This is a genomic window from Clostridium sp. CS1-1 (genome assembly GCF_056135525.1).
Map to the genome: position 1 here is coordinate 952,913 of NZ_CM148680.1, position 18,061 is coordinate 970,973.

The window sequence follows — 18,061 nt, forward strand, 5'->3', positions numbered from 1 at the left end:
TATTATCAATGGTATTTTTAACTAAAAATAATAAGTAAGCTTTTTATGTTTATAGTATAGTCCATTACCATGTTTGCAATGTTTCTTTATAAATTTTAAAACAAATACTTACTGATTTTCTCCATAAAGTTCAACACATTATAGTACAATATATTTGAGGTGATATAGGACTATGTTATTTGATATAAAATTAGATAAAGACACACCTGTTTATATACAAATAAAAGACTACATAAAAGATATGATTTTAAGTGGAATGCTTAGACAAAATGAGAAACTTCCACCTACGAGAGAGCTATCTTCAATATTAAATGTAAGTAGAAATACAATAATAGCAGCATATGAATTTTTACAGGATGAAGGTTTTATATATATGGAAAAAGGAAAAGGAGCCTTTGTATCAGATGTAAATATAAGTTTTGAGGAAGAATGGAAAGTGGATTGGAATTCACAAGTAACAGACTATGGAAAGGATTCGGAAGAACTGGATATTGTAAAGCATGAGCTGAAATGGAAGAAAGGGATGATATCCTTTAAAAGTATAGCTCCAGATGAAAGTTTATTCGATGTGGAGGAATTTAAAAAGGCCTTCTTAAATAGAATTTCCATTGAAGGAGATAAAATTTTAAATTATGGTTATGCAAGAGGTTATAAACCTTTAATACAATACCTACTTAAATATATGAAGAATAAAGGGGTGCATTTAGAAGGTAAAGAAATACTCATAACTAATGGTTTTACAGAAGGATTCGATTTGGTGCTATCTTGTCTTACAAAAAAAGGAGAAAGTATACTTTGTGAGAATCCAACCCATAATACAGCAATTAAAATAATGAAACTGCATGGATTAAATATTAAAGGGATAAAAATGGATAAGAATGGTATAAGCTTAGATGCATTAAAAGGAGAAATAGTAAAGGAAAAGTTTAAGCTATCATATTTTATTCCATCCTATCACAATCCTACTGGTCTTGTGATGTCTGCAGAAAAGAGAGTAGAGCTTTATAGAATATTAAAAGAGCACAACATACCTATAGTTGAGGATGGCTTTAATGAAGAGTTAAGATATTCTGGTACTCATGTTTCTCCTATAGCAGCTCTTAGTGGAAATGGAAATAGTGTAATATACATAGGTAGTTTTTCTAAGATATTATTTCCAGGTATAAGAGTTGGATGGATTTTAGCGGATAAAAAGCTTATAGGATATTTAGAAAGCATAAAAAGAAGTAGAAATATACATACTTCATCTTTGGATCAGGCAATCTTCTTCGATTATCTTCAAAGTGGAAGTTTTGAAAAGTATATTAAAAAAGCAAGAAAAGTCTATAGAGAAAAGTATGAATTTGCTTTAGAATGTGCTAAGAAATATATTCCTTGCAAAGAGATAATGGGTGAAGGGGGACTCCATATATTTATAAAATTAAAGGGAGTAAGTTCAAGAGAACTTTTAGACAAATGCTGTGAAGAGGGAGTTATCTTTACTCCAGGAGATATTTTTTATACAAATGGTGAAGGATCTGATACTTTAAGGCTTGGATTTTCAAGAGTGAGTATAGAGGAGATAGAAAGAGGGTTTGAAATAATAGGAAGTGCTATAGAGAAATTTCGTTAAAATCAATATCTGTAACTTAATTCAGGTGTTATTAAATTAATAGTTTAATACTATTACTATAGAGGCGAGGATTTTCGATAATAAAAATGGTTGACAAATCTGGAATTCAAGTGTAGTATGATATGAAAAATGAATAATTATGCACAATATGTTATATTCGTATTCTTATCCAGAGTGGTGGAGGGACTGGCCCTATGAAACCCGACAACCGGCATTTTTATTTAAATGTATCGGTGTCAATTCCTACAGGATATTATATCCTGGTAGATAAGAAAGATAGTTTATTTTAAGATTAGATATAATTCTAACTTAAAACAAAAGGCTGTTTTTCTTATGTTGAAGAAAAATAGCCTTTTATTTTATGTTTTTTCAAGTCTTGGTATTTCCAGCAAAATAAAACTTAGTTAATACAGATGAAAGTAGAAAGTTATAACGTATGAGTGTTATTGCAATTATAATTTATTGAAAATTCAGTTTCAAGGATAACCTAATAAGTTTTGCAGTTTGATAATATGTATTTAAGCAACCATTTTACTTTATCACTGTATAACTAAGAATTAGTAAAACAAGTAATTATTTAAAGAAAGGTGAATAAAGATGATCAAAATAACAGAAGAAATTTTAAAAAGTATTGAGGAATTTAAAGTAAATGCTGAATTATGTGATAGGGATGAACTAGACGTTGCTGAATACAGAAAACGTATTGTTGCGATGGGTGTTTATAAACAAAGAGTTAAAGGCACGTATATGGTAAGGTTAAGAGCTACAGGTGGAGTTATAGAGCTAAATCAGCTCCATGCTATAAGTGAAGCGTCCAAAAAACATGGACATAAAAAAATACATTTCACCACTAGACAGGATATTCAGTTTCAAGCATTACCAATGAGCAGTATATATAACATCATGAAAGATGTTATAAAGGTTGATATAACTACAAAAGGAGCTTGTGGAGACACAGTGAGAAACGTGGGATGTTCACCGCTTTCTGGAGTAGCAATAGATGAAGTTTTTGATGTAACTCCTTATGTAAAAGCGGTTATAAATCACCTAATGAAAAACCCTGCTGCTCTTCAGCTTCCAAGAAAATATAAGATAGCTTTCTCAAATACTCCGGAGGATACTGGAAATGCTACTATGGCTGATTTAGGTTTTATAGCTAAGATAAATAATGGTGTAGAAGGCTTTGAAGTTTATGGAGGAGGAGGTTTCGGTGGAAGACCTAGAATGTCCTTAAAACTTGCAGATTTCATAGAGGATAAAGATATTTTATATTATGCACAGGCTATGAAAGAAGTCTTTGAGCAAGAAGGAGACAGAACAAATAGACATCAAGCTAGAATTAGATATATTGTGCATAGATTAGGAGAAGAAAAATTCCTTGAGTTATTTAACTCACAGGTTGCAAAGGTTAAAGCAGAGGTAAACTTAGATTTCAGAGTAGATGAAGAAGATATACGAATTGAGCAAGATCCTATACAAACAGCGGAAGAAGTAAATCAAACTCTTGAAGTTAACAAGCAATATAAAAATATGTTATTTGCACAAAAGCAATTAGGATATTATTCAGTTTATATTCATCATAAAGGTTTAGGAGGGGGACGGGGTGACTCTAAGAATTGAGGGTGTAAGTAAAAGATACAAGGGAGCTAATAAGGAATTTGAAATACTTAGAAATATAGATTTAATAATAGGTTCAGTGTTTGCTGTATCTATGTCAATAGAAAGTGGCATTAAAAATTTAAATCCTAATTATATAAGAGTAGCCGAGATGACGGGAGCTAAAGGCTATACATTATATAAAGAGGTAATTTTTCCAGCAGCTATTCCAGTTATTGTAGGTGGAGTAAAACAAGGATGGGCTTTTGCTTGGAGAGGGCTAATTGCCGGGGAAATGATAGCTTCTTCTATGAATGGATTAGGAAAAGCTTAAAGTGTAACTTATCCGCCGGGATATACTAGTAATTCTTCTGCACTATAAATACTTTTAATTCGTCTAAAGCTCAGATAGAAGAAAAAGCTAAGACTCATAAAAAAGTATTTAAATATACTTCATAATTACTAATATATCCCTCTATGTAAAGTTACTCTTCAAATCAGAATTCTATAGTTTTAAAGTACATAGATATAGCGGGAGGAATAAATAATGAGTGAATTATCACATCTTGATAAATTGGAAGCAGAAGCTATATAACACTAAAGTTCACAAAGGAGAGAGTGTGAGCAGAGGATTACAATTGATGTAGCATATCATTATCTTACAACAGATAGACGAGGCTTTATCGTAGCTGATACACCAGGCCGTGAAGAATATACTAGAAATATGGCAGTTGGTGCATCCTTTGCAAATCTTGCTATCATACTAGTAGATGCAAAGCAAGGAGTACTTGTTCAAACAAGAATACACGCAAGAATCTGTTCTTTAATAGGTATAAAACATCTTATATTTGCTGTTAATAAGATGGATTTAATCGGATATGATCAGGAAAGATTCCTGAAGATTGAAGAACAAATTAGAGAATTAGAAAATGAACTTTCTTTCTTATACAGTAGGCGATGAGATTCCAGTTAAAGGTGAGAGCTATCATTATCCAGATAATATTGACATTTTAGTTCTTCGTGATTGGGTGACAATTAAAGTACGTGATAAGATGATCATTGAGATTCAGTCAATAGATGAATATAAGTACACAGGAGTCCCAATTGTTAACGGTAGAGGATTTGCTGTAAAAGTGGATTCAGATGAGGAAACTTTAAAATTCCTAAATGAATATAAACAATTAAATGAAGTGGAATTTTTAAATAAATGGGTTAGCCTAGAAACTTATAGAAAAATAATATTTAACAGTAACTACTGTTAAATATAGTTGTTAACAAATGAAAAAAGTTAGCCTAATAAGGCTGAGACAGTAGCAAAATTGGTGGAATTTTTTAGAGGGCTTAGCAATTACGTTATATTTAGTTTTATAAAAAAGAAGATTTTTAGAAAGTTAATTACTATTCTAAAATCTTCTTTATTTTGTTTTTCTAAATTTTAATGGAGTCTTTCCGTAAGTCTTTTTAAACATTTTAGAAAAATTTGCAGAATAATTATAACCAACTTTGTTGGCGATATCCTCAATACTTAAATCTGTAGTTGATAAAAGATTTGCAGCAACAGTCATTCTAATGTGATTTGTATATTCACCAATGGACATATGATAATGTTTTGAAAATCCTGCCTTTAACTTTTGTTCATTTAAAAACACTATCTTGCTTAGTGCTTCTATACTTGGAGGATTACTGTAGTTTTTAGATAAAATATCATGAGTCTTTTGAATAGCACGGATATCAGAGGAAGTTAGTTTTATTATTCTGTTATTGCCAATATTAATATTTCCATAGTCAATTTGGTTAGCAAAAGCATTTTCAGGAGATTTGGAAACCTCATTTATTAAAATTGCTATACACTCTAAGATTTTAGCTTCCAAGTAAATGCTGTTTAAAGAATTTTCATTAGCTAAGCTTTGTAACTGATGAATAATTCCTACAATTTCTAGGGGCAGATAAGTATAAGTATAATTTTTAATCAAAGAATCAAAATCCATTACATTTGGAAAGTTAGGTCTTATTATATCAGTAAAATATCTTTCGTATATAGTTATTTCAGTTCCATGATAATGTTGACCTTTTTTCCAGTTTTGTTTCCCTTTTAGGTCTTTTTCAATGACAAAGAAGGAGGAAGGTGTGAAAGAAGATACAGGGGTATTTTCAATTTTAAATTCTGTAACTCCCTTGTAAACTAGACCAAAACGCATTAAAAGTTCAGGATTATCAAAAGATAAAGAAAAATCCTCAGAAATAGTATAATCTGCTATACCTAAATTATAATAACCACTTCTTGAATAACTAATTAAGTAACCAAATTCAGGATTGCTTTTGTTTGTATATAAAGTATAGTTTTCATTTTCAATTTTACTGAAATATAATTTCTTTAAAACTACAGATTTGAATTCTTCATTGGATTTTACTATCATAAAAAGCCTCCTTTTATAGAGTTCCAACTTAAAGTGTTAAATTATGAATAAAATTATATAAAATAATCAGCAATAATACAAGAAGAATAATTAATTAAGATGCAAAAATAATTAAATAAGGTGCAAATATTGAATTGAGAATGAAAATCATATACAATTGACTTTGTTGAGAATAAATAGAATTTAAGTTTTGAAAGGAAGATATAAGATGAAAAAAAATTCTATATTGAAAAAGCTTTTAGCGATTTGTATAACATCTGTGATTTTTGTTGGTTGTACAAACATAAATACTTCCACAGTAAAAGAAGAAAAGAAGATGATTAAAGTAACGGATGTTAAAGGAGATGTTGAAATACCAGAAAAACCTGAAAGAATAGTGGATTTAAGCGGTAATAGCGATATTTTATCTATTTTAGGATATAAGGTAATAGGAACTGCCAACAGTGATGCTTATGATTATAAAAAACTTCCTACATATTTACAAGATACATTAAAAGGTGCCAAAATATTAGGCTATAACATGCAAGATACCATGGATATTGAAGCAATAATGAATTTAAATCCTGACCTGATTATAATTTCAACAGTACAAGAGAAAATGTACGATCAATTAAGCAAGATTGCTCCAACAGTTATGGTTAAACTACAAGCATTAGACTGGAAGGAAGATGTTAAAGCTTTAGCAAAAGTCTTTAATAAAGAAGATGCTGCAAATACTTGGCTTGTAAACTATAATAAAAAAGCAAAAGAAGCTGAAAATAAAATTAAAGGAGTTCAGGATAAAGATACAACTTACTTATCTTTCCTAGCTAGTGCCGGCCAATTTTATGTATTCGATGGATCTGGATTCGGCAGCGTTTTATATAAAGATATGGGCTTAAGTAAACCTGAAGGTATGCCTGAACAAAAAGATATAAGTTTACCAGTTGCAACTTATGAGGGACTAGCAAAAATAAAGGCAGATCATATATTTGTTATTGGAACGGATGAAGATTTAAAGGTTCTTGAAGGAAATGCAATATGGAACAGCCTTCCTGCTGTAAAGGCAGGTAAAATTACAAAATTACCTTCTTCTCCTTACTTCACACAAGGATATAGTTCAATTGGTAGAGAAAAACTTTTAGATGAAATAGTGGAGATGTTAAATGAAAAAAAATAATAAAAGTACAATAACTTTTACAGTTTGTAGTATTTTTATTCTAATAATTGGATTGTTCCTAGCCATAAGTCTAGGAGCTGTCCATATTGGAATTTCAGAAATATGGCATAGTATTTTTAACTATAGTGAAAAGCTTGAACTTGTGTTAATTAGAGATGTGCGTATTCCAAGAGCTCTCTGTGTATTGCTCACTGGAGGAATTTTGGGGGTAACAGGGGCTATGATTCAAGGAGTTACACGAAATCCAATAGCAGAACCTTCCCTTCTTGGAGTAAGTCAAGGAGCTACATTAGTTGTTGCAATATTTTATGCTACTCAGATTTCAATAAACACCGCAAATGTTATGATAGCTTCATTAATTGGAGCAATATTTAGCGGAATTATAGTAATAGGGTTTATATCAAAAAAAGCAAATAATAGCTCAATTACAAAAATACTTTTGGCAGGTACTGCTATGAGTACCTTCTTTATTTCACTAACAACTATTGTAGGACTTTTATCAAATAAATCTCAATTTATTGCATTTTGGGTAGCTGGAGGTTTTAGAAATGTATCCTGGTCAGATTTTAAATTAGTTGCAGTAGTTGGGATATCAGGTTTAATAATAGCTATCTTACTTTCAAAGAAAATAAATGTACTTAGCTTAGGGGACGATGTGGCAATAAGCTTAGGCGAAAATCCAGAAAGAATAAGATTAATAACTTTACTTGTTATGATACCAATGTGTGCAGCAGCAGTTGCTGTTGGTAAAAATATTGGCTTTGTTGGGCTTATAGTTCCACAAATAGTAAGAAAAATGTTAGGAGAAGATTATAGGAAAAGCATACCTTCTTCTTTTTTATTAGGTGCAGTACTTTTAACCTATTCTGATATTGCTGCAAGAATGGTTTATAATCCCTATGAAACTCCAATCGGAATATTTACAGCCTTAATAGGAGTTCCGTTCTTTATAGCTGTAGCAAGAAAGGAGAAAGGCTAATATGAAAAAAAGAAGCTTTAATATGGTAGTCTTAATATTATTCAGTTTGTTATTTATGTCTTTTATCTTATATTTAGGTTGGGGATCTTATAAAATATCGCCAATAGATATTATAAAAACTTTATTAGGTCAAGGAACAAGAATTCAAAAGGCAGCGCTTTTAGACCTTAGGATTCCGAGGATGTTAGTTGGAATTTCAGTTGGTATAGCCTTATCCACAGCAGGTGCATTGTTACAGACTATAACAAAAAATGAATTAGCTGATTCTGGGATAATTGGTATCAATGCAGGAGCAGCAGTGGCGGCAGTTATTTTTATTTCATTGAAAACTACAAATTATTATAGTGAGCTTGGAACCTTATCTGTTTATGTACTACCTTTTATGGCTATTTTAGGTGCAGGAATCTCAGCCTCTGCGCTTTACTTCTTATCAAGTAGAAATAGAATTAGACCAAAGAGATTACTGCTTATTGGACTTGGAATAAACGCAGGGCTAAATGCTTTTATTACTTTCTTTACTTTTAGAGGTGGAGCTAGTGATTATAACAGAGTGCTAGTTTGGATTTCTGGAAGTCTTTGGGGGTCAGGCTGGAGCTATGCCAAAATAATAGTTCCGTTAGTTGCTTTGATGTTTATCTTAATATTTTTAAATAATAAAAAGTTAGATGTTCTTAATTTATCTGATGAACATGTAATTTCTCTTGGTTTAAACTTAAATAAGGAAAGAAAAAAGTTTTTAACCTATGCGGTTATTCTTGCTGGCGGTGCTACAGCCTTTGCTGGAAATGTTGGCTTTATTGGATTAATCTGTCCCCACATGGCAAGAAAGTTAGTGGGGCCTTATCATAAAAACTTTCTGACAATATCTGCAGTTATAAGTGTAGTAATAATTTTATTTGCAGACGCAGTCTCTAGAAATTTATTTTCTCCAATTGAAATACCAGTAGGGATTACAATTTCAGTATTTGGAGTACCATATTTTATTTATTTAATGATGAAGGAGAAATAGATGGAAGCTATTAGTGTAAAAAATTTATCCGTAGCCTATGAAGATAATTTAATAATAGATAATATGAATCTTTCAATTCCCAAAGGTGAAATAAGTATTATTATAGGTGCAAATGGATGTGGAAAATCAACTTTGCTAAAAACTATAGCGAGGATTGAAAAGCCTAAAAGTGGTGAAATTTTTATAAATGAAAAAAACATCAAAAATCAAAAAGAAAAATATATAGCAACTCAAGTTGCCTTTTTACCTCAAGGACCGATTTGTCCAAGTGGGATTACAGTTAAAGAGTTAGTTACTTATGGTAGATTCCCGCATCAAAGAATGATAGGTGGACTTAACAGCCATGATAAAGAAATTATAGAGTGGGCAATTGAGGAAACAGGGCTTAATGGTTTTGCAGATAGAGAAGTAGAAAATCTATCTGGAGGACAAAGACAAAGAGCCTGGATTGCAATGACCCTAGCACAAGAAACAGACATAATTATGTTAGATGAGCCAACAACTTATTTAGATATGTCGTACCAACTGGAAGTACTGGAAGTGTTAGAGAGACTAAATAAACAAAAGAATATTACCGTTGTTATAGTTCTTCATGAACTAAACAATGCTTGCAGATTTGCCAGTAATATCATTGGTCTAAAAAAGGGAAAGATTATTTGTGAGGGTATTCCAAAGGAAGTTATAACAAAAGAAAGTTTAAAAGAAATTTATGGAATAGACGTTAGATTACAATTAAGTGAAAGTAAAAACTATCCAATTTGCATAGATTATGAACTTATAAGAGGGCACAATGAAAAATAAAAGCTTTATTATAGTGATTATTGGACAGATAATATCTTTATTTGGAAATGCAATTCAAAGATTTTGTATGTCCTTATATATTTTAGATTTAACGGGAAGTGCTGCAATTTTTTCAGGAATATTGGCAATATCAACCACTCCATACATATTATTTGCACCAATTGCAGGACTACTGGCAGACACAGTAAATAGAAAAAAAATAATGGTTTATCTTGATTTTTTAAGTAGCGCTTTAATGGCTGTGTATTCAATAATAATAATAAGTGGAAGAGATAACACCACAATAGTAGCAGTTGTAATGTTTATGCTATCCACTATTTATACTTTATATAGCCCTTCTGTTACAGCTTGCATTCCACAAATTGTGGAAAGAGAAAAATTAGCGTCTGCAAATGGAATAATTCAACAGGTTGGCTATATAGTTAACCTAGCGGGGCCCATAATTGGCGGATTATTATATGGGTTTGTTGGAATAAAAATTATAGTAATATTGAATGCCGTCAGCTTTTTAGTAGCAGCTATTTTAGAACTGTTTTTGGACATTCCGAATTTAGAAGTAAAAGGGAAATTTAAGAATCCTCTTTTAGAATCCATTAAAGAAATGAAAAGAAGCTTTATATATTTGAAAGATAAAAAGAAAATTGTTTTAGGAATTATATTTTCCTATGCATTGACTAATATCCTTGTGGTACCGGTTTTAAGTGTTGTATCTCCTTATTTTATTAATGTAAAATTGAACATGCCTTCCAGTATATATGGTTGTATAGAAGCTATATTTATTTTAGGAATGATAATAGGAGGTATGCTTATAACCTTTATGCCTAAATTGTTCAAAATGAAAGAAATACACAGAACTATGTATCCAATGGTAATAGCTATGATAACTATGGGCATAGCTACTTACTTAAAGATGGAAAACAAATTTGTTATTTTAGGACTTTATTCTATAGGAGGCCTTGGAATAATGTTATCTTTAGCTTTATCTAATATTCTCTCTTTAACCTACATTCAACAAGAGGTAAAAGAAGATATGCTGGGAAAGGTTAGTGCTTTTTCAACTGCAGTTGCTACAGCAAGTGTTGCACCTGGTCAATTAATATATGGACAACTAATAAATCTTAATCTAAGTCTTTTCAATATCCTAATGTTAACTTTTATTTTTAGTATAGGAGTAGTTAGTTTTATAAAATGGAATGTTAGAAAAATTTAAATAAAAGGCTTCTCTAAAGGATGGCTAAAAAGATATCCTTACGTAAAATTACAGTTATTTTTTAAAAATTAATCCATTTTGTAGTTTCTATACCCTCCTCGGTGATACTACAGTATGGGTTTTTTTTATGTTCATCATCATATTTTTAGATAGCCATTTATGAAAATACTAATAATAATTTGAAAATTAAATAATATAAATATATTGTTTAATAGAATAGGGGGATAGATGCATGGAAGAAAAGTTATACACAGAAAAAGAATTGACAGAGGCCTTTAGAATAGCTATGGAAGATAGGGGAACATGGTTTTACTTACTTTTAAAGGCTGCTAAGAAGCAGGGAGTAAATATAGAAAAAATGGCAGAGGAAGCTATTACTGAATTTGGGGTAATGAAGGGTAGAGCTATAGGAGAAGCTAAAACTCCAGGAGACCTTGCAATAAAGCTATCAAGTGGGCATTCAAAGAACATATATGACATAGATAGAGTACAAATTGATGAAAATAAAGCGGTTCTAAACTTTAAATATTGTGCAATAGTTGAGGCATGGAAAAAACTAGGCTGTAGTAAAGAAGAAATAGCCTTACTATGCAAACTTGCAAGAAACAGTGATTTAGGTATAGTAAGCTGTTCACCAGAATTAAAACTAGAGTTTCCAAAGCTTTTAAGTGAAGGTGATGATTACTGTCAGTTAGTTTTCACAAAAAAGTAGATATGTGCTAATAGTTGAATATAATTTTTAATCTAGTATATTTATTTTCAAAATCCTAAAAATAAGTATACTAGTAATTTTTTATGGTGGTGAAAATATGAAAAAGGGACTAAAAACAGTATTGATTATAATAGGGGTAATTATAGTTTTAGTTTTTCCTTTAATAGGAAGCTACAACTCAATGGTAACTCTGGAGCAAAAAGTAGAGGCAGCGTCCTCAAATATAGACACTAATCTTCAGAGAAGATCAGATTTAATTCCTAACCTAGTGCAAACTGTTAAAGGGTATGCATCACAGGAGCAAAAAATATTTACTGATATTGCAAATGCTAGAGCAAAGCTTGGAGGAGCGCAAAATGTTCAGGATAAGGCAAATGCAGATGCGGATCTTTCATCAGCTTTAAGTAGATTACTTGTTGTAGTTGAGAGATATCCAGATTTAAAGTCAAACCAGAACTTTAGGGACTTATCAGTAGCTTTAGAAGGTACTGAAAACAGAATAGCTATTGCAAGACAGGATTATAACAATGTTGTAACAAACTATAACACTACAATAAGAAAATTTCCAAACTCAATAATTTCAGGTATTTTTAGATTCGAACAAAAGCCTTATTATAAAGCAAGTGAAGGTGCAAAAGAAGTTCCAAAGGTGGATTTCACTAAATAATAATATTTCATGATTTAGCTCTTGATTTTTTAAGATATAAGATTAAATTTAACACTATCTTTAAATGTTATAAGAGTAGAATTGTGAATGTTATTAAATGGTTGAAGAAATGGTAAATAGAATTAGTAAGTTTACAGATAGTGTTTTTAAGTATAGTCTATTTAAAAACAAACTATCTGTAGGTATACTGACATTTGTTTTAATATTAATAGTATCAATACCTTCCTTGGTTAAAGGTCAATCAAATATACCTGAACCAGCAAGTTTAAAATATATAAATGATTATGTAGGAGTTATAGATGAGGACACTAAGAATTACATAGTATCACTTGGCAGTGAGTTAGAACAAAAAACTGGTGCGCAAATGACTATTGTAATAATAAATTCTCTCCAAGGCAGAGATATAGAATCCTACGCTAATGAGCTCTTTAGGTCATGGGGAATAGGACAAAAGGATAAGGATAATGGTCTTTTAATACTGCTCTCCATGCAGGATAGAAAGTGGAGAGTAGAGGTGGGAAGAGGATTGGAGGGTGCTATTACAGATATATATTCAGCTAGGACTATGGATAATATTGCAAGGCCTCTTTTTAAACAGGAACGATATGCAGAAGGTTTAAAAAATGTATACTCAATCTTTGCAGCAGATATTGCTAAAGAATATAATGTTACAATAGAAAGTAAAATCCAAGTTCCTGAAAGACAACAGGTTAGAGAAGTTAAGGTAATAAATCCTATTTATATTTATATCATCTTGGGTGCATTCCTCATTGATATTATATTTAATAGAGCTAGGGTAACAAGATTTCTGCTTTACAGTATGTTTTGGAATTCCTTTTGGCGAGGTGGTCCAAGAGGTGGAGGCGGGGGTTTTGGCGGAGGCTCTAGTGGAGATTCTGGAGGTGGCGGTTTTGGCGGAGGAAGCTCAGGCGGTGGGGGTTCTTCCGGAGGATGGTAATAAAAATTCCTACAGAAATTACTAAATACTTCTGTAGGAATTGATTAATTAATGTATCATAGGCAAAGTTTTATCAAAGATTCTTGTCCAATTCTCAACAGAATTTCCGTTAGTCCATTGAGACATAATCATAATCTCACCTTCATTCAAGTTAACATCTAAAGCAGCAGTTCCTATAGTACCTTTTGAATAAGGATAAAAAGTTAATTTACTATCTGTAAAAACTCCAAGTATATCTTCATCAGGAGAAGATATTCCATCCTTCGCAGAGGGAAATTTTTCTTTTATAGAATCAAAATCAGTACATAAATCATTGTATGAAACTATGCTTTGAGGAAGTTCGAGAGGAGTATTATACAAGGTATATGTACTATTTTTTTCTCCATATTTAAAGGTTTTTGCTATCTGAGCAACCCACTTTCCGTCCATTCTTCCGACTGTCCAGCTATCCCCATTAGTAGTATTTATACTGTTATTATCAGGACTCTCTCCTAAGTTTATTTTTTGTTTCTTAATTTTTTTAATAACTGAAGTACATCTGTCATTGAATACATTCTCCATTGTAAGCTTATCTTCCGTATTCTTATAATATGTTAACTTTTCTAATTCAACTACAGTGCAGTCATTGTTAACATGAGAAGTTTTCTTACTAGTATGAAATTTATTGTAGGTAATTATAGAAACATGATTTTTATCGACAAAATTCAACTTACTATTGTAGGTGTTAAATTTATATTCAAAGGTTTCTGGAGTATAACTGCTGCCAACAGCATGAGCTACAGGATATTCAATTGAATCCCCTGTATTTGTAAAGCTGTAGTGAACAGGCTCCAATTGCCAAAAAGTATCCTTATGAGGGACTAGTATATAGTTTAATTCTTTCATAATTTTTAAATGGTTGTCCTTATCTGGAGCAATCCAAAGAGTTCTATAAGTGGATGTATTTTTGTCAATGTCTGTTCTAAGTCCTATAAGCAATCCAGAATTGTATTGAACTGATAAGTTATCCTTTACTGTAAGTTCATTTTTAAAAGTAGGTGTGCTTATAAATAATTTAGAGCTTATAAATATAAAAACAATTAATGTCGATGCTAATATGTAGTAAAAGATACGCTTCTTTTCTTTTATTAAATTCATATTTTACCTCCGTAATTAAAGTTTCTGAAATAAAAGTCAAATGTAATATAGTTAAATCATACCCAGTTATTTTAAGTTCATATATTTTTATAAAATTGAATAGTCACTATTAATATAAACATATGCTTTGAGAATTGGATTTAATATAAAATATTGATATGAAGATTTATCCGATGACTACCCGCTCTAATACTCCCATCACACTCTGTGAAAGTGATTCACACAAAATCGAAAGTTTTAGTTTTCTGCTTGCACGATGTGAAAGCGACTATCGAATGAACCAATGACCATACATAATAATCAAAATGTAATAAATAAGATTAATATGAATAATTATATAATGTATCTCGTAAATTTCTAAGTATTGTCATGATGATTTAAGTATTTAGAAGTCACAAGCATTAATAGGAGGGAGAAAAAATGGGTGTAAAAGTAAATAAAGGAGAATGGGTGCAAATACATAATATTGTATTAAAACCTGAAGAACGTACTGGAAAAATTCCAGAGGATACAAAAGCTGTACCGCTGGAAATGTGGATAAAGGGATTCTTAAATAGTGATGCAGAAATAGGCGATAACGTAGTTGTAACTACATTAACAGGAAGAAAGGTAGAAGGAGCACTAGTAGAATCAAATCCTAGATATGTACACAGCTTTGGTGAAGATTATGTACCTGAACTTTTAGAAATTGATGCACAGGTTAGGAGTATTGTAAAGGAGGGGGAAAGATAATGAATGTTGACAAAAGCTATGCAGCAGTAATGTCTAGAAATAATGAAATTATGCAAAAAGCTACTGGAATTGATTATTCTAAATATGAATCCGGCGGAATAGCCTTTGATTATGAAAAAATGATGAATGATACTGGATATACCTTAGAGGATATAATAAAAATTCAAAGAGAAGTTGGAGTTGGAAATACACCTCTTTTAGAACTTAGAAATCTAACTGCATTAGTTAGAAAAACCGCCCCTTCTGGTAAAGGTGCAAGAATATTTATAAAGGATGAGCAATGTAATCCTTCAGGAAGTTTTAAAGATAGGAGAGCTTCAATCTCGGCTTATCAAGCCAAACAACTTGGATACAAAGGGATAGCAGCTGCTACTAGCGGAAACTACGGTGCGGCAGTAGCATCACAGGCAGCTATGAGAAATTTAAATTGTATAATTGTTCAAGAATGCTTTGATTCGAGAAAAATTGGACAACCGGAGATACTAGAAAAGCAGAGGAAATGTGAATCTTTAGGTGCAGAGGTTGTTCAACTTTCAGTAGGACCAGAGCTTTTTTATTCTTATCTAAGAGTATTAGAAGAGACAGGCTATTTTAATGCTTCACTTTATTCCACCTATGGCATAGCTGGAGTTGAATCTTTAGGCTATGAAATATCAATGCAGTGCAGAGAGCTTATTGGACGTGACCCAGACTATGTAATTGCTACCCAAGCTGGTGGAGGAAACTTAACTGGAACAGTAAGAGGACTTATAAAGGCGGGGGCTACAAATACAAAGACTTATGGTGCAAGTGTTGACTTATCTGGGCTTCATATGGCATCAGATGGAGACTTTAATAAAAAATCCTTTACGACTGGGCATACTGGTTTTGGAGTACCTTATGCAACAAATCCAGATCACTCAGATGTACCAAGAAGTGCTGCTAGAACTCTTAGATATATGGACGAGTTCTTAACTGTGAAACAGGGAGAGGTATTTTATATAACAGAAGCTTTATCAGTTCTTGAGGGTATGGAAAGAGGTCCAGCAGGTAACACATCACTAACTGCCGCTTTTGCACTTGCAAGAGAATTGGATGAAGATCAGGTTATAGTAGTGCAAGAAACGGAATATACAGGGGCAGGAAAACATCCATTAGCCCAGTTATCCTTTGCTAAATCAAATGGAATAAAAGTTAAGTTTGGAAATCCTGATGAAGAAATACCAGGAAAAGATATTATACTTCCACAGCATCCATCCTTTATAAAAGCTAGATTTGAGGATATGGTTAAATTAAGAAAGTCATATATTAAAAATGCAGTAAAACATGTTGGTGCTACAAGTGCAGATGAAAGAGACATTCAATTCCTAATAGAGGATACTAAATCTGATAGAAAATTTGTAATAGATACTCTTAAAGAATTAGGAATAGAACTAAGATAGAGTTATAAATTTTGATTGAGAGGGGTAACATGGAAGGGAATAGTAGCGGACCAGTTTTAAAAAGAAATATCAAACTAGGGCAAGCAACTTTACTTGTAGTTGGTGTAGTTATAGGAAGTGGTGTATTCTTCAAGCCTGCTCAGGTTTTCAAGAATGCAGGTGCCCCAGGTCTTGGAATGCTCGCTTGGATAGTTGGTTGTATAATAACTGTAGCTGGAGCACTTACTATAGCAGAAATCGGATCATCTATACCTAAGTCAGGAGGCTTATTTGCATATCTTAAGGACTTATATGGTGAAAAGTGGGCATTTTTGCTTGGTTGGGTGCAGACATTAATATACTATCCAGGAATAGATGCAGCACTTGCTGTTGTGTTTGCAACTCAATGTACTAGTTTCATAGATTTAACACCAGGACAGCAAAAGGGGATGGCTGTTGGAATAATAATTTTTCTAACTATAGTTAACTTAATATCCACAAGTTTTGGAACAAGATTTAATGGGTTGTTCACCATAGGTAAATTAGTACCAATAGGTGTAATAATTGTATTTGGACTTCTTATGGGCAAGGTCCATGATTTTACTCCTATGGTTACTGAAGAAAGTACAGGTGCTGGTTTTGGAGCAGCATTACTTGGAGTTTTATTTGCATATGAGGGTTGGATTGCTGTTACTAATATGGCTGGAGAAATGAAAAATCCTGCAAAGGATTTACCAAAGGCTATAGTTTTTGGACTTGTAATTATAACTATTGCATACTTAGGAGTTAATCTTGCTATAATCAACACTATGCCAGTAGCAGATGTGGCAGTTTCTAAAAAGGCAGCTTCAGATGCAGCAGTTATACTATTTGGACCAATAGGTGAAAAGTTAATTGCCACTGGTATTTTAATATCTATAACTGGATGTATAAGTGCCTTCATAATGACAGGTGCAAGAATACCCTATGCTATGGCTGCGGATAATTTATTTGTATTTAAGAAGTTTTTTGGTAAGCTAACAGAAAAAGAAGCAATACCTGCTAATGCTATGATATTTGAGTCAGTACTAGCTTGCCTATATGCTTTATCAGGGTCTTATGACACATTAACCGACTTAGCAGTATTTGTTATGTGGTTATTCTTTATACTTGGAATAGCTGGTGTATTTGTATTAAGACAAAATCATAAGGAACTTATAACAGAGGATTCGTATAAAGTTCCTTTCTATCCGATAGTTCCTATAATAGGAATAGCCGGAGCACTGTATGTTGTTGCTAGTACCCTTATGACTGGGACTGCAAATGCTATTTTTGGACTTGGAGTTACTATGATAGGATTGCCTGTATACATGTTTATTAAGAAGGATGATTTGATGAAGGATGAATAGGATTATAGAATTTTAAATAAACTCCTTTTAATTAGTATTTTGTGGTATATTAAATATTAATACACCGCAAAATACTACTACTAAAAATATGGAGATGATTTTATGATAAAAGCAATGATAATAATGTGCAGTATAATAGCTGTGATATTAACCATAGTTGTAATTATGGTGTTTTTTATTCTGTTTTTTAAGAAGAAATAGGTGGAGACAGGGTAAAATTTGAATGACAAGCCAAGTTACTTCTTTAGCTTTTTTGTTTCATCTATAGATAATCTTGTTTTTAT

General features: G+C 31.8%; 17 protein-coding genes, 1 pseudogene and 1 riboswitch. Of the genes and pseudogenes, 16 read left to right on the forward strand and 2 right to left on the reverse strand.

What is annotated here, in order from left to right; all coding sequences use genetic code 11:
- The first annotated feature begins 172 nt into the window (after positions 1-172).
- The 5 genes and pseudogenes from pdxR (at position 173) to AC0N0V_RS04260 (ending at position 4,470) form a co-directional block, all read left to right on the forward strand.
- The gene (gene pdxR / locus AC0N0V_RS04240) at positions 173-1,612 is read left to right on the forward strand and encodes a MocR-like pyridoxine biosynthesis transcription factor PdxR (RefSeq protein ID WP_474462307.1); all 1,440 of its coding nucleotides are present in this window, start codon (positions 173-175) and stop codon (positions 1,610-1,612) included.
- A gap of 162 nt (positions 1,613-1,774) precedes the next feature.
- Positions 1,775-1,886, forward strand: a riboswitch (SAM riboswitch).
- Between the two features lie 323 nt (positions 1,887-2,209).
- Positions 2,210-3,232 carry a hypothetical protein gene (locus tag AC0N0V_RS04245; protein ID WP_474462309.1) on the forward strand — a complete coding sequence of 341 codons (1,023 nt, stop codon included), beginning with the start codon at positions 2,210-2,212 and terminating at the stop codon, positions 3,230-3,232.
- On the forward strand, positions 3,216-3,542 hold the full coding sequence (locus tag AC0N0V_RS04250; protein WP_474462310.1) for an ABC transporter permease: 327 nt from the start codon (positions 3,216-3,218) through the stop codon (positions 3,540-3,542). The genes AC0N0V_RS04245 and AC0N0V_RS04250 overlap by 17 nt, the downstream gene beginning before the upstream one ends.
- 282 nt (positions 3,543-3,824) lie before the next feature.
- A pseudogene (locus AC0N0V_RS04255) lies at positions 3,825-4,148 on the forward strand (GTP-binding protein); the annotation flags it as partial.
- A complete protein-coding gene (locus AC0N0V_RS04260) occupies positions 4,138-4,470 on the forward strand; it encodes a hypothetical protein (RefSeq protein ID WP_474462311.1) in 333 nt (110 codons plus the stop codon). The pseudogene AC0N0V_RS04255 and the gene AC0N0V_RS04260, both read left to right, overlap by 11 nt.
- A 153-nt stretch (positions 4,471-4,623) precedes the next feature.
- Here AC0N0V_RS04260 and AC0N0V_RS04265 read toward each other — a convergent pair whose 3' ends face one another.
- Positions 4,624-5,625: a helix-turn-helix domain-containing protein gene (locus tag AC0N0V_RS04265; protein ID WP_474462313.1), complete on the reverse strand. Its 1,002-nt coding sequence runs from the start codon at positions 5,623-5,625 to the stop codon at positions 4,624-4,626.
- Positions 5,626-5,833: 208 nt separating this feature from the next.
- On the opposite strand from AC0N0V_RS04265, the gene AC0N0V_RS04270 reads away from it, so the two are divergent.
- The 8 genes from AC0N0V_RS04270 to AC0N0V_RS04305 all read left to right on the forward strand — a co-directional run bounded on the left by AC0N0V_RS04270 (position 5,834) and on the right by AC0N0V_RS04305 (position 13,120).
- Positions 5,834-6,784: an ABC transporter substrate-binding protein gene (locus tag AC0N0V_RS04270; protein WP_474462315.1), complete on the forward strand. Its 951-nt coding sequence runs from the start codon at positions 5,834-5,836 to the stop codon at positions 6,782-6,784.
- Positions 6,771-7,763, forward strand: coding sequence for a FecCD family ABC transporter permease (locus AC0N0V_RS04275; RefSeq protein ID WP_474462316.1), 993 nt, complete (start codon positions 6,771-6,773; stop codon positions 7,761-7,763). Before AC0N0V_RS04270 ends, AC0N0V_RS04275 begins: the two co-directional genes overlap by 14 nt.
- 1 nt (position 7,764) lies before the next feature.
- Positions 7,765-8,772, forward strand: a complete 1,008-nt coding sequence (locus AC0N0V_RS04280) for a FecCD family ABC transporter permease (protein WP_474462317.1) — start codon at positions 7,765-7,767, stop codon at positions 8,770-8,772.
- Positions 8,773-9,573, forward strand: coding sequence for an ABC transporter ATP-binding protein (locus AC0N0V_RS04285; protein WP_474462319.1), 801 nt, complete (start codon positions 8,773-8,775; stop codon positions 9,571-9,573).
- Positions 9,563-10,783: an MFS transporter gene (locus tag AC0N0V_RS04290; protein ID WP_474462321.1), complete on the forward strand. Its 1,221-nt coding sequence runs from the start codon at positions 9,563-9,565 to the stop codon at positions 10,781-10,783. Before AC0N0V_RS04285 ends, AC0N0V_RS04290 begins: the two co-directional genes overlap by 11 nt.
- A 232-nt stretch (positions 10,784-11,015) precedes the next feature.
- The gene (locus AC0N0V_RS04295; RefSeq protein WP_474462322.1) at positions 11,016-11,495 is read left to right on the forward strand and encodes an L-2-amino-thiazoline-4-carboxylic acid hydrolase; all 480 of its coding nucleotides are present in this window, start codon (positions 11,016-11,018) and stop codon (positions 11,493-11,495) included.
- A gap of 97 nt (positions 11,496-11,592) precedes the next feature.
- Positions 11,593-12,162, forward strand: a complete 570-nt coding sequence (locus AC0N0V_RS04300; protein WP_474462323.1) for a LemA family protein — start codon at positions 11,593-11,595, stop codon at positions 12,160-12,162.
- Between the two features lie 109 nt (positions 12,163-12,271).
- Positions 12,272-13,120 carry a TPM domain-containing protein gene (locus tag AC0N0V_RS04305; protein WP_474464439.1) on the forward strand — a complete coding sequence of 283 codons (849 nt, stop codon included), beginning with the start codon at positions 12,272-12,274 and terminating at the stop codon, positions 13,118-13,120.
- A gap of 48 nt (positions 13,121-13,168) precedes the next feature.
- On the opposite strand, the gene AC0N0V_RS04310 is transcribed toward AC0N0V_RS04305, so the two are convergent.
- Positions 13,169-14,257 (reverse strand): hypothetical protein, encoded by a 1,089-nt coding sequence (locus tag AC0N0V_RS04310; RefSeq protein WP_474462324.1) that lies wholly within the window; start codon positions 14,255-14,257, stop codon positions 13,169-13,171.
- Positions 14,258-14,677: 420 nt separating this feature from the next.
- On the opposite strand from AC0N0V_RS04310, the gene ortA reads away from it, so the two are divergent.
- From ortA to AC0N0V_RS04325, 3 genes are read left to right on the forward strand one after another with little or no spacing between them, the layout of a single operon-like run.
- Positions 14,678-14,989, forward strand: a complete 312-nt coding sequence (gene ortA / locus AC0N0V_RS04315) for a 2-amino-4-oxopentanoate thiolase subunit OrtA (protein WP_474462325.1) — start codon at positions 14,678-14,680, stop codon at positions 14,987-14,989.
- Positions 14,989-16,410: a 2-amino-4-oxopentanoate thiolase subunit OrtB gene (ortB, locus tag AC0N0V_RS04320; RefSeq protein ID WP_474462326.1), complete on the forward strand. Its 1,422-nt coding sequence runs from the start codon at positions 14,989-14,991 to the stop codon at positions 16,408-16,410. Before ortA ends, ortB begins: the two co-directional genes overlap by 1 nt.
- 29 nt (positions 16,411-16,439) lie before the next feature.
- Positions 16,440-17,777 carry an APC family permease gene (locus tag AC0N0V_RS04325; protein WP_474462328.1) on the forward strand — a complete coding sequence of 446 codons (1,338 nt, stop codon included), beginning with the start codon at positions 16,440-16,442 and terminating at the stop codon, positions 17,775-17,777.
- Positions 17,778-18,061 lie beyond the last annotated feature (284 nt).

Bases quoted from the DNA above. Each gene is read 5' to 3' on its own strand.
- AC0N0V_RS04265 (WP_474462313.1), bottom strand. From the start codon at position 5,625: ATGATAGTAAAATCCAATGAAGAATTCAAATCTGTAGTTTTAAAGAAA.
- AC0N0V_RS04325 (WP_474462328.1), top strand. From the start codon at position 16,440: ATGGAAGGGAATAGTAGCGGACCAGTTTTAAAAAGAAATATCAAACTA.
- ortB (WP_474462326.1), top strand. From the start codon at position 14,989: ATGAATGTTGACAAAAGCTATGCAGCAGTAATGTCTAGAAATAATGAA.
- AC0N0V_RS04290 (WP_474462321.1), top strand. From the start codon at position 9,563: ATGAAAAATAAAAGCTTTATTATAGTGATTATTGGACAGATAATATCT.
- AC0N0V_RS04260 (WP_474462311.1), top strand. From the start codon at position 4,138: ATGAACTTTCTTTCTTATACAGTAGGCGATGAGATTCCAGTTAAAGGT.
- AC0N0V_RS04270 (WP_474462315.1), top strand. From the start codon at position 5,834: ATGAAAAAAAATTCTATATTGAAAAAGCTTTTAGCGATTTGTATAACA.
- AC0N0V_RS04305 (WP_474464439.1), top strand. From the start codon at position 12,272: ATGGTAAATAGAATTAGTAAGTTTACAGATAGTGTTTTTAAGTATAGT.
- AC0N0V_RS04280 (WP_474462317.1), top strand. From the start codon at position 7,765: ATGAAAAAAAGAAGCTTTAATATGGTAGTCTTAATATTATTCAGTTTG.
- ortA (WP_474462325.1), top strand. From the start codon at position 14,678: ATGGGTGTAAAAGTAAATAAAGGAGAATGGGTGCAAATACATAATATT.
- AC0N0V_RS04310 (WP_474462324.1), bottom strand. From the start codon at position 14,257: ATGAATTTAATAAAAGAAAAGAAGCGTATCTTTTACTACATATTAGCA.
- pdxR (WP_474462307.1), top strand. From the start codon at position 173: ATGTTATTTGATATAAAATTAGATAAAGACACACCTGTTTATATACAA.
- AC0N0V_RS04245 (WP_474462309.1), top strand. From the start codon at position 2,210: ATGATCAAAATAACAGAAGAAATTTTAAAAAGTATTGAGGAATTTAAA.
- AC0N0V_RS04295 (WP_474462322.1), top strand. From the start codon at position 11,016: ATGGAAGAAAAGTTATACACAGAAAAAGAATTGACAGAGGCCTTTAGA.
- AC0N0V_RS04275 (WP_474462316.1), top strand. From the start codon at position 6,771: ATGAAAAAAAATAATAAAAGTACAATAACTTTTACAGTTTGTAGTATT.
- AC0N0V_RS04285 (WP_474462319.1), top strand. From the start codon at position 8,773: ATGGAAGCTATTAGTGTAAAAAATTTATCCGTAGCCTATGAAGATAAT.
- AC0N0V_RS04300 (WP_474462323.1), top strand. From the start codon at position 11,593: ATGAAAAAGGGACTAAAAACAGTATTGATTATAATAGGGGTAATTATA.